The following is a 17,137-nucleotide window of genomic DNA, read 5'->3' as shown; positions in this document are numbered from 1 at the left end:
GGCGGGCGGCTGCCCGGGCCGGCCCGGCGGGCGCTCGGCTGGGGGCTGCCGCCCGCGCTGGTGCTCGGCTGTCACAAGGCGTTCGCGGGCCGCGGCCGGTCGCTGGCCACCGTGGCCCGGCTGACGCTGCCGCTGCTGCTGATCGTGGTGGCGCTGAGCGCGTGGACCACGATCGACCGCTTCGCCGGCAGCTCCGAGCGGGTGGGGCTGCCGACGACGCTCGCGGTGCGCTCGGACGGCGCCCTGGACGCGTCCGGCGTACGGGCCGTGCTGTCCCGCGACTCCCGGGTCGCCGCCGCCTATCCGGGCGTCGAGGTGGCCGCGCTGGTCCCCGGGCAGACCGGGACCATCGCCCTGCGCGGCATCGGCACCCGCGCCGAGCCCTACCCGTACGCCGTCGCCGAGGGGCGGCCCGCGCGCGGGGCGGACGAGGCGGTGGCCGGCCAGGGCCTGCTGGACCTGCTGGACGCGCGGGTCGGGGACTGGGTCCGGATGACGGTCGGCGACCGGCCGCAGATCCTGCACATCGTGGGCCGCGTCCTCGAACCGCGCAACGCCGGCCGGGTCGTGACCACCTCCCTGGACACCCTCCGCGAGAACGACCCGGCGCTGGTCCCCGCCTTCTACGAGCTGCGCCTGCGGTCCGGCGCCGACCCGCACCGGGTGGCCGCCGCGCTCGTCTCGGCCGGCCACGGCCACCTGGAGGCGCACCCGGTGGCCGATCCGGCCGACGGGCTGTCCCCGCTGCGCGGTGTCGTCGCCGGGCTGATCGCCGTCCTGGCCCTGATCGGGCTGGTCGAGCTGCTCACCGCGATCGGCGGCAGCGTCCGCGAGGGCGAGCGGGACGTGCTGGCGCTCCGGGCGATCGGCATGTCCCCGCGGCAGATCACCGCGATCACCGTCACGGCGACGAGCTGTACGGCCCTGGTGGCGGCCGTCGCCGGGACGGTGCTGGGGCTGCCGCTGGCCCGCCGGCTGATCGACGCCCAGGGCGGCTCCAGCGGCATCGGCACCGGGATCGCCCGGTCGCCCTCCCCGGGCCTGCTGCTCCTGCTGGTGTCGGCCTCCGTCCTGGGAGCGGCGGCGCTGGCCACGCTGCCCGCGGCCCGAGCGGCCCGCCGCCGCCTCGCGGACACGCTGAGCGCGGTGTCCTGAACCCCCTCCCCTCGGCCCCGGGGCCCCCGTCCCCGCGCCTCGCGCGCGTACAGGTGCCCGGGCCCGGCGGCGGACGAGCGGTGCGAGGGGCGGCGCGGGCGCGTCGGAGACCGGCCCGCGCGGCCCCGGTGACCGTCGAACGGCAACGGTCCGCGCGGGGATGCCGCCACGGCGGCCCCCGCCGCGCGGCGACCCGGGATCAGCTCCGGCCGCGCAGTTCCCGAGGACCTTGCCCAGCTCCACGCCCCACTGGTCGAAGGAGTCGATGTTCCAGACCGCGCCCTGGACGAACACCTTGTGCTCGTAGAGGGCGATCAGCTGCCCGAGCACCGACGGGGTCAGCTCGGTGGCGAGAATGGTCGTGGTCGGCCGGTCGCCCGGGAAGGTCTTGTGCGGGACCAGTTCCTCGGCGACGCCCTCCGCACGGACCTCCTCGGCGGTCTTGCCGAAGGCGAGCGCCTGGGTCTGGGCGAAGAAGTTGGCCATCAGCAGGTCGTGCTGCGCCTTGAGTCCGTCGCTCAGCTCGGCCACCGGCTCGGCGAAGCCGATGAAGTCCGCCGGGATCAGCTTGGTGCCCTGGTGGATCAACTGGTAGTAGGCGTGCTGGCCGTTGGTGCCTGGCGTGCCCCACACCACCGGGCCGGTCTGCCACTCGACCCGCTTGCCGTCACGGGCGACGTACTTGCCGTTGGACTCCATGTCGAGCTGCTGGAGGTACGCCGTGAACTTGGAGAGGTAGTGGCTGTACGGCAGCACCGCGTGCGACTGGGCGTCGTGGAAGTCGCCGTACCAGATGCCCAGCAGGCCCAGCAGCAGCGGCGCGTTGGCCTCGGCGGGCGCGGTGCGGAAGTGGTCGTCGACCAGCCGGAACCCGTCCAGCATCTCGCGGAAGCGGTCCGGGCCGATGGCGATCATCAGGGACAGGCCGATGGCGGAGTCGTAGGAGTAGCGCCCGCCGACCCAGTCCCAGAACTCGAACATGTTGGCCGTGTCGATGCCGAACTCGGCGACCTTGTCGGCGTTCGTGGACAGCGCCACGAAGTGCCTGGCCACCGCCTCCCGGTCACCGAGCGCGGCCAGCAGCCACTGCCGCGCGGAGGTCGCGTTGGTGATCGTCTCGATCGTGGTGAACGTCTTGGACGCCACGATGAACAGCGTCTCGGCCGGGTCCAGGTCGCGGGTCGCCTCGTGCAGGTCGGCGCCGTCCACGTTGGAGACGAACCGGACCGTGAGGTCGCGGTCGGTGAAGGCGCGCAGGGCCTCGTAGGCCATCGCGGGGCCGAGGTCGGAGCCGCCGATGCCGATGTTGACCACGTTCCTGATGCGCTTGCCGGTGTGCCCGGTCCACTCGCCGGAGCGCACCCGGCCGGCGAAGTCGCTCATCCTGTCCAGCACGGCGTGCACGGCCGGGACCACGTTCTCGCCGTCGACCTCGACCACCGCGTCCCGAGCGGCGCGCAGCGCGGTGTGCAGCACGGCCCGGTTCTCCGTGACGTTGATCCGCTCACCGCGGAACATGGCGTCCCGGAGCCCGAAGACGTCCGTCGCCGCGGCCAGCTCGCGCAGCAGGCGCAGGGTCTCGTCGGTGATGAGGTGCTTGGAGTAGTCGAGGTACAGGTCGCCGACCCGGAGCGTGTACCCGGTGCCGCGCGCGGGGTCGGCGGCGAACAGCTCCCTCAGCCGGGTGTCCGCCAGCTCCTCGCGGTGCTTGGCGAGGGCGGCCCATTCGGGCGTCTGGTTGAGCCTGGTGCGGCCGTCTGCGTTCATTTCCGACGTCAGCCTTCTCTCGGTACCTGTCCCGCTGCCGGTCTCAACCTAATTGATCAGCGCGCGGCACGAACGGTCGCGACACCGTCCTCACGGGGTGGCCACGGGCGCGTCCGGCCCGCGTGCCGGTATCAGTGCCGTGACGGCCGCGGCGAACAGGGCGGCGGCGAGCAGGGCGGGCGCGTTGAGGCCGTGCAGCCGGGCCGCCGCCCCGCCGAGGACCGCTCCGAGCGGGGCGCCGGAGGTGGAGGAGGTGCGGAAGGCGGAGGCGACGCGGCCCGCCATCGACGCGGGGCTGCGCTGCTGCATCAGCGTGACCTGGTTGACGTTCCAGATCATGTTCATCGTGCCGAGCAGCAGCATCCCGGCCACCAGGGCGGGTATCTCCCGCACCGAGCCGATCAGCAGCAGCGAGCCCGTCTGGACCGCGCCGCCGAGCAGCAGGGCCCGGACCCGTCCGGTACGGCGGGCGATCCGCCGGGCCAGGAAACCGCCGATCAGACTGCCGGCCGAGTACGCCGTCATGGCGGCGACGTATCCGGTGTCGCCCGCGTGCAGCCAGCGGGTGACGTGCAGGGCCAGGGTGGCGATGAGCGCGCCCATGCCGATGTTGCACAGCAGGGTGGCCGCGCAGACGGCGCGCAGCACCCGGTCACCCCACAGGACCGTGAGGCCCGCCCTGATCTCGGTGCGCAGGGTGCTGCCGGCCGGGCGCGGTTCCCGCACCGGCGGGCTGGTCCGCAGGGAGGCCACGAGCGCGGCGGCCACCAGGTAGGTGCCGGCGTCCGCCGCGAACGGCATGGACGCTCCGGCCGCCAGCAGGAGCGGTACGAAGGGGCTCGCGAGCAGCCCGCCCGCGAGCTGCTGGCCGGTCATCAGCCGGGCGTTCGCGCTGCCCAGCGCCTCCCGCTCGACCAGGGACGGCAGCAGGGCCGTCGCGGCGTTGTCGAAGAGCGTCTGGAGCGCGGTGAGCGAGAAGGCGAGGACGATCAGCAGGGGGACGGAGGCGTGCCCGAGTCCCACGGCGAGGGCGAACGCGGCGACGAGCAGCCCTCGTACCGTGTCCACTAGCCACATCGCCCGCCGCTGGTCGACGCGGTCCGCCAGGGCTCCGCCGAACAGCCCGAACAGCAGCCAGGGCAGATAACCGCAGGCGGTGACGGAGGCCACCACGAGGGGCTCGTCGGTGAGGCCGACGGCGAGCAGCGGCAGCGCGGACACGCGCAGGGCGTCACCGAACCGGGAGATCACGGCCGCGGTCCACAGCCGCCCGAAGCCCCCGCGCCACGCGGGCGCACACCTGCCACTGGTCTCGACCGCCGTCACAACTCCCCCTGCCGGTTCGCGCCTTCACCAAAACCGTAGAGGGTGGCACTGACAATCGGCCGGTTCCGGTGGCGGATACGGCTCCGGCCGGGCGCCCGCGGGCACCCGGCCGGTGAAGTCCTAGATCTCGCCCCGCAGTTTGGCGAGCGCCTCGGCGAGGATCGCCTCGCCGTCCGCGTCGCTGCGGCGCTCCCGCACGTACGCGAGGTGCGTCTTGTACGGCTCGGTGCGCGGCGGGTCCGGCGGGTTGTCCCGGTCCTGGCCGGCCGGGAAGCCGCAGCGCGGGCAGTCCCAGGTCTCGGGCACCTGCGCGTCGCTGGCGAAGCTCGGCTGCGTCTCATGCCCGTTGGAGCACCAGAAGGAGATGCGCAGACGCGGCGCGGACTCGCCGCGCTCGGCCTCGCCCATCGGCCCCGCCCCGACCCGGCTTCCTCGGATCGCGTTGCCACTTGCCACGGTCGTAACTCCCTGCGTAATGGTGCCGCGAAGCGAGTCGGCGTTTCGCTCCGCTGCGAGCGCCTCAGTCTACGTAAGGCCCAACGCGCGTCCAGTGATTGGAGTTACCGGCCCCCACAACAAGACGCAAGCCCCATGATAGGCCGCGCTCGGGAGCGCGTACCCAACATGGGGCCTTACGTGGGGAATATACGGTTCGGACCGGGACGTGCGCCCGGTTTCGCGGTGCGCGCGCGTCAGCTGTTCGTCTTCATCAGCATGCCGAGGACGATGATGCACGCGAACCAGAGCAGACCGATCACGATGGTGATCCGGTCCAGGTTGCGCTCGGCGACCGAGGAACCGCCGACGGAGGACTGCATGCCACCGCCGAACATGTCGGAGAGGCCGCCGCCCTTCCCCTTGTGCATCAGCACCAGCAGCATCAGCAGCAGGCTGAAGACGATCAGGGCGATCGAGAACCCCAAAACCACGGCTGGACCAACTTCCTCGGATTCGGATGGACGACGGGGGCACGGCGTCTCGGCCGCGCCCCCGCAAGAGTACGACGTATCGCCGCTACCGCCTACTCACGGACCGCGTCACTGATCGCGGAAGCGCACGATCTTGACGAACTCGTCGGCGTCCAGCGAGGCACCGCCGACCAGGGCGCCGTCGATGTCCGCCTTGGCCATGATCTCGGCGACGTTGCCCGCCTTGACCGAGCCGCCGTACTGGATGCGGACCTTGTCGGCGACGTCCTGCGAGTACAGCTCGGCGACCTTGGCGCGGATGGCGGCGCAGACCTCCTGGGCGTCGTCGGCGCCGCAGACCTTGCCGGTGCCGATGGCCCAGACGGGCTCGTAGGCGATCACGAGGGTCTCGGCCTGCTCGGCCGGGACGTCCTTCAGACCGCCCTCGACCTGGGCGAGGGTGTGGCTGACGTGGTCGCCGGCCTCGCGGACGTCCAGTTCCTCGCCGACGCACAGGATCGGGGTGAGGCCGTGCTTGTAGGCGGCCTTGACCTTGGCGTTGACGATCTCGTCGGTCTCGTTGTGGTACTGGCGGCGCTCGGAGTGGCCGATCGCCACGTAGGCGCACTTCAGCTTGGCCAGCATCGGGCCGGAGATCTCGCCGGTGTAGGCGCCGGAGTCGTGCTGCGAGATGTCCTGGGCGCCGTACTTGATCGGGAGCTTGTCCCCGTCCACCAGGGTCTGCACGGAGCGCAGGTCGGTGAAGGGCGGCAGGACGGCGACCTCGACGGCCTCGTAGTCCTTGTCGGCGAGGGCGAAGGCGAGCTTCTGGACGTGGGCGATGGCCTCGAGGTGGTTGAGGTTCATCTTCCAGTTGCCCGCCATCAGCGGCGTGCGGGTGCTCAACGGTCAGTCCTCCAGTGCGGCGAGGCCGGGGAGCGTCTTGCCCTCGAGGTATTCGAGGGAGGCGCCGCCACCGGTCGAGATGTGGCCGAATGCGTTCTCGTCGAAGCCGAGCGTACGCACGGCGGCGGCGGAGTCACCGCCGCCGACGACGCTGAAGCCGTCCGAGTCGACGAGGGCCTGGGCGACCGCCTTGGTGCCCTCGGCGTAGTCGGGGTGCTCGAAGACGCCCATGGGACCGTTCCAGAAGACGGTCGCGGCGTCGGCGAGCTTCGAGGCGTAGAGCTCTCGGGTCTTCGGGCCGATGTCCAGGCCCTCCTGGTCGGCGGGGATCTTGTCCGCGTCGACCACGGTGTTCTGGGTGGGCGCCTTGGTCTTCAGGTCCGGGAAGTCCCGGGCGACCACGACGTCGACGGGGAGCAGCAGCTCCACGCCCTGCTTCTCCGCCCGCTCCATGTACTCGGTGACGGCCCCGAGCTGGTCCTCCTGGAGGAGGGAGATGCCGACCTCGTAGCCCTTGGCCTTGAGGAAGGTGTAGGCCATCCCGCCGCCGATGAGCAGCCGGTCGGCCTTGCCGAGCAGCTCGTCGATGACGGCGAGCTTGTCGGAGACCTTGGCGCCGCCGAGCGCGACGACGTAGGGGCGCTTGACGTCCTCGGTGAGCTTCTTCAGGACGCCGACCTCGGTGGCGATCAGGGAGCCGGCGTAGTGCGGCAGCCGGGCCGGAAGGTCGTAGACGGAGGCGTGCTTCCGGTGCACGGCGCCGAAGCCGTCGCCCACGTAGACGTCGGCGAGGGCGGCGAGCCGGTCGGCGAACTCCCCCCGCTCGGTGTCGTCCTTGGACGTCTCGCCGGGGTTGAAGCGCAGGTTCTCGATGACCGCGACCTGGCCCGGCTGGAGGCCGTCGACGGCGTCGTGGGCGGCGGGGCCGACGGTGTCCTGGGCGAAGGCGACCGGGGCGCCGAGCAGTTCACCGAGGCGCTCGGCCGCGGGCAGCAGCGAGAAGGCGGGGTCCGGGGCGCCCTTGGGGCGGCCCAGGTGCGAGGCGACGATCACCTTGGCGCCGCCGTCGATGAGGGCCTTGACGGTGGGCAGGACGGCGCGGATGCGGCCGTCGTCGGTGATCGTCCCGTCGGCCAGCGGCACGTTGAGGTCGGCGCGGACGAAGACCCGCTTGCCGCTCACGCCGTCGGCGAGAAGTTCGTCGATCGTCTTCATTGAGTGGACTCCTGAGGAGGGCTCGTGGTGCACCTGATCGTAAGAGGACGTGCTCAGTACGTGGGACAGGGCCCGGGCAGCGCCGCGGTGCGCTGCTCAGGCCCTGCTCTCACTTCGTTGTCCTGCTGCTCGCGATCAGAGCTGGTCGCCGACGAAGACCGTGAGGTCCACGAGGCGGTTGGAGTAGCCCCACTCGTTGTCGTACCAGCCGATGACCTTCACGCTCTTGCCCTCCTGGACCATGGTCAGGGAGGAGTCGAAGGTGCAGGACGCCGGCTCGTTGACGATGTCGGAGGAGACGATCGCGTCCTCGGTGTACTCGAGGAGGCCCTTCAGCTCGCCCTCGGCGGCCTTCAGGAAGGCGGCGTTGACCTCTTCCTTGGTGACCTCGCGGGAGAGCTCGACGACCAGGTCGGTGACCGAGCCGGTCGGGACCGGGACGCGCATCGCGATGCCGTCCAGCTTGCCCTTGAGCTGCGGGAGCACCAGGGCGGTGGCCTTGGCGGCACCGGTGGTGGTCGGGATGATGTTCTCGGCGGCGGCACGGGCGCGGCGCAGGTCCTTGTGCGGGAAGTCCAGGATGCGCTGGTCGTTCGTGTACGCGTGCACCGTGGTCATCAGACCCTTGACGATGCCGAAGTTCTCGTCGAGGACCTTCGCCATCGGGGCCACACAGTTGGTGGTGCAGGAGGCGTTGGAGATGACGTGGTGGTTCGCCGGGTCGTACTTGTCCTGGTTGACACCCATCACGATGGTGATGTCCTCGTCCTTGGCCGGAGCCGAGATGAGGACCTTCTTGGCGCCGCCCGCGATGTGCTTGGCGGCGTCCTCCTTCTTCGTGAAGATGCCGGTGGACTCGATGACGATGTCGACGCCCAGCTCGCCCCACGGGATGTCGGCGGGGTTCCGCTCGGAGAGCACCTTGATGGTGTGGCCGCCCACGGTGATGGTGTCGGCGGTGTGGGTGACCTCCTGCTTGAGGCGGCCCAGGATCGTGTCGTACTTGAGCAGGTGCGCCGTGGTCGCGGTGTCACCCAGGTCGTTGACAGCCACAACCTCGATGTCCGCACCCTGCTCCAGGAGCGCGCGGAAGTAGTTACGGCCGATGCGGCCGAAGCCGTTGATGCCTACGCGGATCGTCACGAACCGATCTCCTCGTTGGTGCAGCCGGCTTATGCGGTGCCGGCGAGCTCTGTTTGGGATGTCCCCGACCACCCCCGACCCTACCTCTCCGAGGCCCCCTGGGTGACATCGAGAAGCCCCATACACGGGCAGGCGGTCCGTACCAGCCAGTAGAGGTACGGACCGCCTCGGATCGACGGTGGATTCATCCGCATTTGCTACGGAAAGCCGGGCACCCCAGGCGTCATTTTCACTCGTTCGTGAGCGTGTCGGCTCACTTGAGGATCACCCCTTCCGCGCACCGTTGAGAGGGGGTCGCGCTCACCTGTCGAGTGCGGCGAACGCCTTCCTCAGCAGAGCGGTCCGGTCGGCCGCCGAGACCACCTGTTCCAGGCCGAAACCGAGCAGCACGGTGTCGTCCGTGGTGACCGCTCCGTAGGTCCGGAACAGGGCCCCGGTGCGCGTCCAGTCCTTGAGGACGGCCGGGCTGCCTGCGGGCGGTCCGGCCGCCCTCCAGGCGCCGAGCGACGACTCGAAGCCCTCCGTCTCCCGCGCCGCGCCGCCGACCACCAGTGAGGCGTCGTCGGCGAGGACTCCGTGCCCGCCGGTGCCGGGGTCGGTGACGTAGCCGATCGTGACCTCGACGGACTTCCCGGCGTACGCGCTCAGGTCGAAAGTCACCTGCTGCCAGCCGGCGGAGCTGCCGGTGAGGCTGTTCCAGGAGCCGGTGGTCCCGGTCGCCGCGCAGGTGTTGCCGGAGAGCGTCAGGTAGTGCCTCAGCCACGGGTGCTCGCCGATCAGGAACCCGGCACCGCACTCCTCGGGCACGGCCGTCCGCGTGGCCCCGCCGGCCTCGGGCAGGGTCGTCCAGTCGTCGGCGCCCACCGTGTGCGCCTCGACCACCGCGTGGTCGTAGCCGGGCTCGGTGTCCCACAGCAGCCGGGTGGTCAGCGCCGGGCGGTCGGCGGCGCCGACACCGCTGAGGTCGATGGTGCGGGTGAGGCGCTTGTAGGCGTCGTCGGTGTGCACGGCGGCGGCCATGGAGGCGCCCGCGTACGGCCCGTAGGGGTTGACGGTCCCGGCGAACGCGCCCGCGCCCGCACTCGCGAACTGCGGGTACGCGGCGGTCGGCAGTTCCTCGGAGGTGACGCCGTAGGTGCCCGCCCGGTCCAGCGGGTTCCCGGGCGCGTCCCCGAGCGCCCCGGTGAAGCCGTCGAGCGCGCCGAAGCCGGTGAAGCCGGTGGCCCCCTTGGTCGACGTACGGCTGTAGGCGCCCAGGTAGTACTGGCTGAAATCGTCGGAGAGGTTGCCGCCGCCGAGGTCGACGCCGCCGCCGGCCAGCTCGCCGGCCTCGATCAGCCGGCCGCCCTCGTTGAGGTGGGCGCGCAGCTGGAGCTGGGTGGCGTTGCCGGGGCCGTTCGCGCCGGAGTAGTGGACGACCGTCCGGAAGTGCCCGAGGACACCGAGCGCGTCCGGGACGCCCTGCGTGGCCACGTCCCAGACGAGGGCCCGGTGCCCGGCGGCCCGGACCGCGTCCGCGTACGTCCGGGCCCGCGTGGCGGCCGTGCCCTCCTCGGCGACCACCAGGGTGTCGGCCTCCGGCCGCCGCGCCACGGTGTAGGTGAAGCGGGAGCTGGAGACCTTCCTCCCGTTCGCGGTCTCGCCGGTGAACCACACCTCGACCCGGTCGCCGGGCTCGCCGTCCCGGACCCTGGCGCGGTACTCGTCGAAGTAGAGGTCGTCCTCGCCGCCGTAGGTGCGTCCGCCCCGCCAGGGCCGCAGGGCCTGGTCCCGCGTGCGGCCGCCGTTGACGCGGTACTTCAGCTCCTTGTCCCGGACCGCCTTGCGGACGACGACCGAGACCTCCTGGTCCGCGCCCCGGGAGTACGACGTGCCGAACGCGGCCGGGGTGAAGTCGGCGGCGTCCAGGCCGACCGCGGAGGCCGGCCGGTCGGGGTGCGGCGCGGTCTCGGCGACCGAGAGCGCGAACGGGACGTTCTTGGCGAACTCGCTCTGGATGAGCTTCTCGTCGTCGGGGAAGCTGAAGACGGACGGGCAGTCCTGGCTCTTCCAGGCGTCGTCCGGGTCGCTGTCCGAGGCGGTCTGGCAGCTGGACATCTCCGGGGTGAACATCGCCGTCCCGTTGACGTTCGCCGCGTGGCCGTCCGCCTCGCCGTTGGTGGTGTACAGCTCGGAGGAGAGCTGCGAACGGTAGCCGGGGATCGCCGGGTTGCCGGGCGTGCCCGCCAGCGCCCGGTAGAGGACGTCGTCGGGCGTCGGCGTGGCCACCTGCCAGCCCACTCCGTAGAGGAGGAGTTCGGCCGCGGAATGGTAGTTGATGGCGTACCGGAAGCCCACCCGCTTCTCGAAGGCGTCCAGGGCCTTCGTCTCGGGCTCGGACGCGGGGCTCGGGCCGCGGTAGGTCTGGCTGGTGGGGTTGGGGGACGAACCCTCGTCGTCGTAGCCCCACTTGTAGGCGAAGTTGCGGTTGAGGTCGACGCCGTCGCCGGTGTTGATGACACCGTCGCCGTTGACGTCCCGCAGGTTCTTGCGCCACAGGCGGGTGGCGGAGTCCTGGAAGGTGTAGTCGTAGCCGTCCGGGTTGGCCGAGAGGACGAACCACAGCTCGGTCGAGTCGACGATCCTCTTGACCCGCTTGTCGGTCGCGTAGTGGTCCAGGTAGTAGTGCATCAGCCGCCGGGTCATCTCCGGCGTGATCCACTCGCGCGCGTGCTGGTTGGACATGTAGAGCACGGCCGGCTTGGAGCCGTCCGGGGACTTCCGCGCGTTCCCGGTCAGCCGGAGGGCGAGGATGTCCTGGCCCTTGACGGTCCTGCCGATCGACTCGACCTTGGTGAGCCCCGGGTGGTCCCGGGCGGTGCGGAGGATCTCCTCCTTGAGCCCGCCGCTGCCGCCGTACGGACGGAACACGCCCTGGGCCGCTTCCTCGACCCGGGCCTCGGCCTTGGCGGTGAGGGTGTGCTCGGTGAGGGCGACTCCCTGTTCGCGCAGCCGCGCGGCCTGCGTGCCGGTGAGGTAGACCTCGACCTGGCTCCTGCCGCGCCCGGCCGTCCGCTCACCGAGTTCCCGGGCGTCCTGCCCGGCCTCGACCAGCAGGGGTACCTGCCGCTCGGTGATCTCCGCGCGGAAGACCCGGACCTGGTCCGGCCCGGACGGTGCCGGGCCTCCGCTCCGCGCCTGGGCCGTGGGTACGAGGCTCGCTCCACCGATCACGAGCGCGCCGACAGCGAGGATCGATCTCGCTCTGTGTCTCATGAACCCCCCTGGAGGTGATCCGCCACAGCGGCGAACAGGTTGCCAGGCTCATGTCACAGGATGATCGAGTCAAGAGTGCCGCACGGACACGCACCCGCCGCTGCCGATCACCCGAATGGGCGTCGGCACACGGCGAGTTGACGGTCCGTCGGGTCAGCCGGCCAGGTTGTCCGCCAGCTCCTCGGAGAGGTTGGCCTCGGTGCCCGGGATGCCCAGGTCGGCGGCGCGCTTGTCCGCCATCGCCAGCAGCCGGCGGATACGGCCCGCGACCGCGTCCTTCGTCAGCGGCGGGTCGGCGAGGGCGCCCAGCTCCTCCAGGGACGCCTGCTTGTGCTCCATGCGCAGCCGCCCGGCGGCGGCGAGGTGCTCGGGCACCTCGTCGGCGAGGATCTCCAGGGCACGCTGGACACGGGCACCGGCGGCCACGGCGGCACGGGCCGAGCGGCGCAGGTTGGCGTCGTCGAAGTTGGCGAGCCGGTTGGCCGTGGCCCGCACCTCGCGGCGCATCCGGCGCTCCTCCCAGGCCAGCACGGACTCGTGCGCGCCCAGCCGGGTGAGCAGGGCGCCGATCGCGTCACCGTCCCGGACGACCACCCGGTCGACCCCGCGCACCTCGCGGGCCTTCGCCGCGATCGACAGTCTGCGGGCGGCGCCGACCAGCGCGAGCGCCGCCTCGGGCCCCGGGCAGGTCACCTCCAGGGAGGAGGAGCGGCCGGGCTCGGTCAGCGAGCCGTGCGCCAGGAAGGCCCCGCGCCAGGCCGCCTCCGCGTCGCAGGTGGCCCCCGAGACCACCTGCGGCGGCAGGCCGCGGATCGGACGCCCGCGGCCGTCCACGAGACCCGTCTGCCGGGCCAGCTGGTCGCCGCCGGCGACGACCCGGACGACGTACCGCGAACCGCGGCGCAGGCCGCCGGGAGCCATCACGATCAGCTCGGAACTGTGGCCGAAGATCTCCAGGATGTCCCGCTTGAGCCGGCGCGCCGCCATCGCGGTGTCCAGCTCCGCCTCGATCACGATGCGCCCGCTCACCAGGTGCAGGCCGCCGGCGAACCGCAGAATGGCGGAGACCTCCGCCTTCCTGCAGCAGGTCCGGGTGACGGGGAGCCGGGAGATCTCGTCCTTCACCGCTGCCGTCATCGCCATGGGCCGATCCTTCCATGCATCCGAAAAATACGGTCGTACGCGGCGGCCAACAGCTCCGGATCGTGCCGGGGTGATCCGTCGGTCCGGGCCACGGGCGCCAGCTCGACCGCGGCTCCCAGCCGCTTGGCGGCCTCGGTGAGCGAGTCGCGGTCGGGCACGGCGGCCTCGTCGGCCAGCACCACGTCCAGGGCGAGTTTAGGGGCGTGTCGCCCCAAAACCTCCAAATGACGCTGCGGGGAGAAGCCCTCGGTTTCTCCCGGCTGCGGCGCCAGGTTCAGGGACAGCACCCGGCGCGCCTTGGTCTCGGTGAGGGCGTCCAGCAGCTCGGGCACCAGCAGGTGCGGGATGACCGAGGAGAACCAGGAGCCGGGGCCCAGCACCACCCAGTCCGCGTCCAGGACGGCCGCGACGGCCTCGGGGACGGCGGGCGGGTCGTGGGGCACGAGGTGCACCGACTGCACCTCGCCGGGGGTGAGGGCGACGGTGGCCTGCCCGCGCACCGTGTCCACGTCCTCCGGACGCTCGGGATCATGCCCCTTGACCAGGGCCTGCAACTCCAGCGGCACGGCGGACATGGGCAGCACGCGCCCGTGCGCGCCGAGCAGCTTGCCGACCAGGTCCAGGGCCTGCACATGGTCGCCCAGCTGCTCCCACAGGGCGACGATCAGCAGGTTGCCGACCGCGTGGTCGTGCAGGTCGCCCTGGGACTGGAAGCGGTGCTGGATGACCCGGGCCCAGGTCTGGCCCCAGTCGTCGTCGCCGCACAGCGCGGCCAGCGCCTTGCGCAGGTCGCCGGGGGGCAGTACGCCCAGCTCGTCCCGGAGCCGGCCGCTGGAGCCGCCGTCGTCGGCCACGGTGACGACGGCGGTGAGGTCACCGGTGATCCGGCGCAGCGCGGCGAGCGACGCGGACAGGCCCATGCCGCCGCCGAGCGCGACCACCTTGGGCTGGGCGCCGCGCCGGCGGGGACGGCCCCCGCGGGCCTCGGCCGGGCGGCCGGCGCGCGCCTCCGGCACCATCCGGCGCAGCCTGCCCAGCCGCGGTGTACGTTCCGTCATTCCCGTCCCATGTCCCGGTGTACGACCACCGTCTCCACGCCCTCGGCCGCGAGCCGCGCGGCGAGCTTCTCCGACATCGCGACCGAGCGGTGCTTGCCGCCGGTACAGCCGATGGCGATGGTCACGTACCGCTTGCCCTCGCGCCGGTAGCCGGCCGCGATGAGCCGCAGCAGCTCGGCGTACCGGTCGAGGAACTCCTTCGCGCCGGGCTGGTTGAAGACATAGGCCGCGACCTCCTCGTTGAGGCCGGTGTACGGGCGCAGTTCCGGCACCCAGTGCGGGTTGGGCAGGAACCGCATGTCGGCGACCAGGTCGGCGTCGACCGGGAGGCCGTACTTGAAGCCGAAGGACATCACGGTGGCCCGCAGCTCGGGCTCCTCCTCGCCGGCGAACTGGGCGTCCATCTTGGCGCGCAGCTCGTGCACGTTGAGACTGGAGGTGTCGATCACCAGGTCGGCGTCGCCGCGCAGCTCGCGCAGCAGCTCCCGCTCGGCGGCGATGCCGTCCACGATGCGCCCGTCGCCCTGGAGCGGGTGCGGACGGCGCACCGACTCGAAGCGGCGGACCAGGGCCTCGTCGGAGGACTCCAGGAAGACGATCCGCCGGGTGACGCCCCGGGTGTCCAGGTCGGCGAGGGACTCGCGCAGGTTGTCGAAGAAGCGCCGGCCGCGCACGTCCACCACGACCGCGATCCGCGCGACGTTGCCCTGCGAGCGGGCACCCAGTTCCACCATGGTGGGGATGAGGGCGGGCGGGAGGTTGTCCACGACGAACCAGCCGAGGTCCTCCAGACACTTCGCGGCTGTGGACCGGCCCGCTCCGGACATGCCGGAGATGATCACCAGCTCGGGGATGGCCGCCTCGGGGGCCCCGGTTGTCTCGTTGCCCGTACTCACCTGTGCTCCGTCGTCCTGGCCCGTGTCGTGGCCCGTGTCCTGACCGGCGTCGGGCCGGCCGGTGTCCTGGCCGGCTCCGTGCCGGACCGCGTCGTCGCCCGGGGCACCGTGCGCCTGATCTCGCCGTGCCGTGGGCTGTGGCTGTGCGTCGTGCTCCGTCATGTCTCCTGCCCCCGTCGTTCGTCCGGGACGCCCGCGGTCACGGGCTCCCCCGAGGAACCCCCCGTCGTACCGGGTTCCTCGTCCTCAATGATCTCTCCGGTCGCCGTGTTCACGGCGGGTGCGGCCGGGGCCGCCTGGGCGAGGGCCACAGCGATGGTCTCGGCCGTCTTTCGGCCTATCCCGGGCACTTCCTGGATCTGTTCGATTGTGGCGGACCGCAGCTTCTTCACCGAGCCGAAATGCTTGATGAGCGCCTGTTTGCGTGTCTCGCCGAGGCCGGGGACCTCGTCCAGCGGGCCGGCGCGGAAACGCTTGGCGCGCTTGGTGCGCTGGTAGGTGATCGCGAAGCGGTGGGCCTCGTCGCGGATGCGCTGGAGGAGGTACAGGCCCTCGCTGGTGCGGGGCAGGACCACCGGGTCGTCCTCGCCGGGCACCCAGACCTCCTCCAGGCGCTTGGCGAGGCCGCAGACCGCGATGTCGTCGATACCCAGCTCGTCCAGGGCGCGCCGGGCCGCCGCGACCTGTGGCCGGCCGCCGTCGACCACGACCAGCTGGGGCGGGTACGCGAACTTCCGGGGCCGGCCGTCGTCGTCCTTGAGGGAGTTCGTGATCTCCTCGGTGCCGTCGGCGGGGGCGCCGTCGGCGAGGGCCTCCTCGCCGACCGTGCCGTCGGCCCACTCCCCCGTCCGCTCCTTCTCGGCGAGGTAGCGCCGGAAGCGGCGGGTGATCACCTCGTGCATGGAGCGGACGTCGTCCTGACCGGCGAAGCCCTTGATCTGGAAGCGCCGGTACTCGCTCTTGCGTTGCAGGCCGTCCTCGAAGACGACCATGGAGGCCACTACGTCGTCGCCCTGGAGGTGCGAGATGTCGTAGCACTCGATCCGCAGCGGGGCGCTGTCCAGCTCCAGCGCGTCGGCGATCTCCTCCAGCGCACGCGAGCGCGTGGTCAGGTCGGAGGCGCGTTTGGTCTTGTGCAGCGCGAGGGCCTGCTGGGCGTTGCGCTGCACGGTCTCCATGAGCGCCTTCTTGTCGCCGCGCTGCGGGATGCGCAGCGACACGTTCGACCCGCGGCGGCCGGCCAGCCACTCCTGGACCGGCTCGACCGGCTCGGGCAGGGCCGGGACCAGCACCTCCCTGGGGACGGCGTCCCCGCTCTCCTCGCCGTACAGCTGCTGGAGGGCGTGCTCGACCAGGGCGCCGATCGTGACCTCCTCGACCTTGTCGGTCACCCAGCCGCGCTGGCCGCGGACCCGTCCGCCGCGCACGTGGAATATCTGCACGGCCGCCTCCAGCTCGTCCTCGGCGACGGCGATGAGGTCGGCGTCGGTCGCGTCGGCGAGGACGACCGCGTTCTTCTCCATGGCCTTCTTCAGGGCCTCGATGTCGTCGCGCAGGCGGCCGGCCCGCTCGTACTCCATCTCCTCGGCCGCCTCCATCATCCGCTTCTCCAGACGGCGGAGGTAGGCACCGGTCCGGCCGGCCATGAAGTCGCAGAAGTCCTCGGCCAGATCCTGGTGGTCCTCGGGGCTGATCCGGCCGACGCAGGGCGCGGAGCACTTGCCGATGTAGCCGAGCAGACAGGGGCGGCCGGTGCGCGCGGCGTTCTTGAAGACGCCGGCCGAGCAGGTCCGCACCGGGAACACGCGCAGCAGCAGGTCGACGGTGTCCCGGATGGCCCACGCGTGCGCGTACGGCCCGAAGTACCGGACGCCCTTCTTCTTGTGACCGCGCATCACCTGCACGCGCGGGAACTGCTCGTTCATCGTCACCGCGAGATACGGGTAGCTCTTGTCGTCGCGGTACTTGACGTTGAACCGGGGGTCATACTCCTTGATCCAGGAGTACTCCAGCTGTAGCGCCTCGACCTCCGTGGACACCACGGTCCACTCCACGGACGCGGCGGTGGTCACCATGGTCCGGGTGCGTGGGTGCAGGTTCGCCAGGTCCTGGAAGTAGTTCGCCAGGCGCTGACGCAGGCTCTTCGCCTTTCCGACGTAGATCACCCGGCGGTGCTCGTCACGGAACCTGTACACCCCTGGGGAGTCCGGGATCTCACCCGGACTGGGGCGGTAGCTGGAGGGGTCGGCCATGTCTCACACCCTACTGGCGAGCACCGACAGCGCGTCGGGCCTGTGGACAACGCCCGCGCCCCTACGGCGGCCCGCCCGGGCCCGACGGCACAGCCGCCCACCCAGCCCCCACC

General features: G+C 71.7%; 12 protein-coding genes and 1 pseudogene. 1 reads left to right on the top strand and 12 read right to left on the bottom strand.

Annotated features, from left to right (window positions below):
- The coding region (locus IF37_RS43060; RefSeq protein ID WP_158727445.1) for an ABC transporter permease at window positions 1–1,155 on the top strand (1,155 nt) is incomplete at its 5' end.
- 222 nt (window positions 1,156–1,377) lie between these two features.
- Here the strand turns inward: IF37_RS43060 and pgi are convergent.
- The 12 genes and pseudogenes from pgi to uvrC form a co-directional block, all read right to left on the bottom strand.
- Window positions 1,378–2,922 (bottom strand): annotated as a pseudogene (pgi, locus tag IF37_RS0135815) (glucose-6-phosphate isomerase); the annotation flags it as partial.
- A 90-nt stretch (window positions 2,923–3,012) separates the two neighbouring features.
- Complete coding sequence (locus IF37_RS0135810) at window positions 3,013–4,173, bottom strand: MFS transporter (protein WP_037857931.1); 1,161 nt, start codon at window positions 4,171–4,173, stop codon at window positions 3,013–3,015.
- Window positions 4,174–4,368: 195 nt separating this feature from the next.
- Entirely contained in the window at window positions 4,369–4,704 is a 336-nt protein-coding gene (locus IF37_RS0135805) for an RNA polymerase-binding protein RbpA (RefSeq protein ID WP_003976875.1), read from the bottom strand.
- 236 nt (window positions 4,705–4,940) lie between these two features.
- Complete coding sequence (gene secG / locus IF37_RS0135800) at window positions 4,941–5,171, bottom strand: preprotein translocase subunit SecG (protein WP_030752883.1); 231 nt, start codon at window positions 5,169–5,171, stop codon at window positions 4,941–4,943.
- Between the two features lie 114 nt (window positions 5,172–5,285).
- The gene (gene tpiA / locus IF37_RS0135795; RefSeq protein WP_030752881.1) at window positions 5,286–6,062 is read right to left on the bottom strand and encodes a triose-phosphate isomerase; all 777 of its coding nucleotides are present in this window, start codon (window positions 6,060–6,062) and stop codon (window positions 5,286–5,288) included.
- A gap of 3 nt (window positions 6,063–6,065) precedes the next feature.
- Window positions 6,066–7,277, bottom strand: coding sequence for a phosphoglycerate kinase (pgk, locus tag IF37_RS0135790; protein ID WP_030752879.1), 1,212 nt, complete (start codon window positions 7,275–7,277; stop codon window positions 6,066–6,068).
- 135 nt (window positions 7,278–7,412) lie between these two features.
- Window positions 7,413–8,420: a type I glyceraldehyde-3-phosphate dehydrogenase gene (gene gap / locus IF37_RS0135785; protein WP_030752877.1), complete on the bottom strand. Its 1,008-nt coding sequence runs from the start codon at window positions 8,418–8,420 to the stop codon at window positions 7,413–7,415.
- A gap of 300 nt (window positions 8,421–8,720) precedes the next feature.
- Entirely contained in the window at window positions 8,721–11,675 is a 2,955-nt protein-coding gene (locus IF37_RS0135780; RefSeq protein ID WP_030752874.1) for a M14 family metallopeptidase, read from the bottom strand.
- A gap of 153 nt (window positions 11,676–11,828) precedes the next feature.
- Window positions 11,829–12,818: a DNA-binding protein WhiA gene (gene whiA / locus IF37_RS0135775; protein WP_030752871.1), complete on the bottom strand. Its 990-nt coding sequence runs from the start codon at window positions 12,816–12,818 to the stop codon at window positions 11,829–11,831.
- Window positions 12,809–13,876, bottom strand: a complete 1,068-nt coding sequence (gene yvcK / locus IF37_RS0135770) for a uridine diphosphate-N-acetylglucosamine-binding protein YvcK (RefSeq protein ID WP_030752868.1) — start codon at window positions 13,874–13,876, stop codon at window positions 12,809–12,811. The genes whiA and yvcK overlap by 10 nt, the downstream gene beginning before the upstream one ends.
- Window positions 13,873–14,934, bottom strand: a complete 1,062-nt coding sequence (gene rapZ / locus IF37_RS0135765; RefSeq protein WP_030752863.1) for an RNase adapter RapZ — start codon at window positions 14,932–14,934, stop codon at window positions 13,873–13,875. The genes yvcK and rapZ overlap by 4 nt, the downstream gene beginning before the upstream one ends.
- Window positions 14,931–17,024, bottom strand: a complete 2,094-nt coding sequence (gene uvrC, locus IF37_RS0135760) for an excinuclease ABC subunit UvrC (protein ID WP_030752860.1) — start codon at window positions 17,022–17,024, stop codon at window positions 14,931–14,933. The genes rapZ and uvrC overlap by 4 nt, the downstream gene beginning before the upstream one ends.
- Between the last annotated feature and the right edge of the window lie 113 nt (window positions 17,025–17,137).

It is taken from the genome of Streptomyces sp. NRRL S-31, assembly GCF_000718775.1.
GTDB lineage: Bacteria > Actinomycetota > Actinomycetes > Streptomycetales > Streptomycetaceae > Streptomyces.
This window is presented reverse-complemented; position numbering and strand designations above follow the sequence as displayed.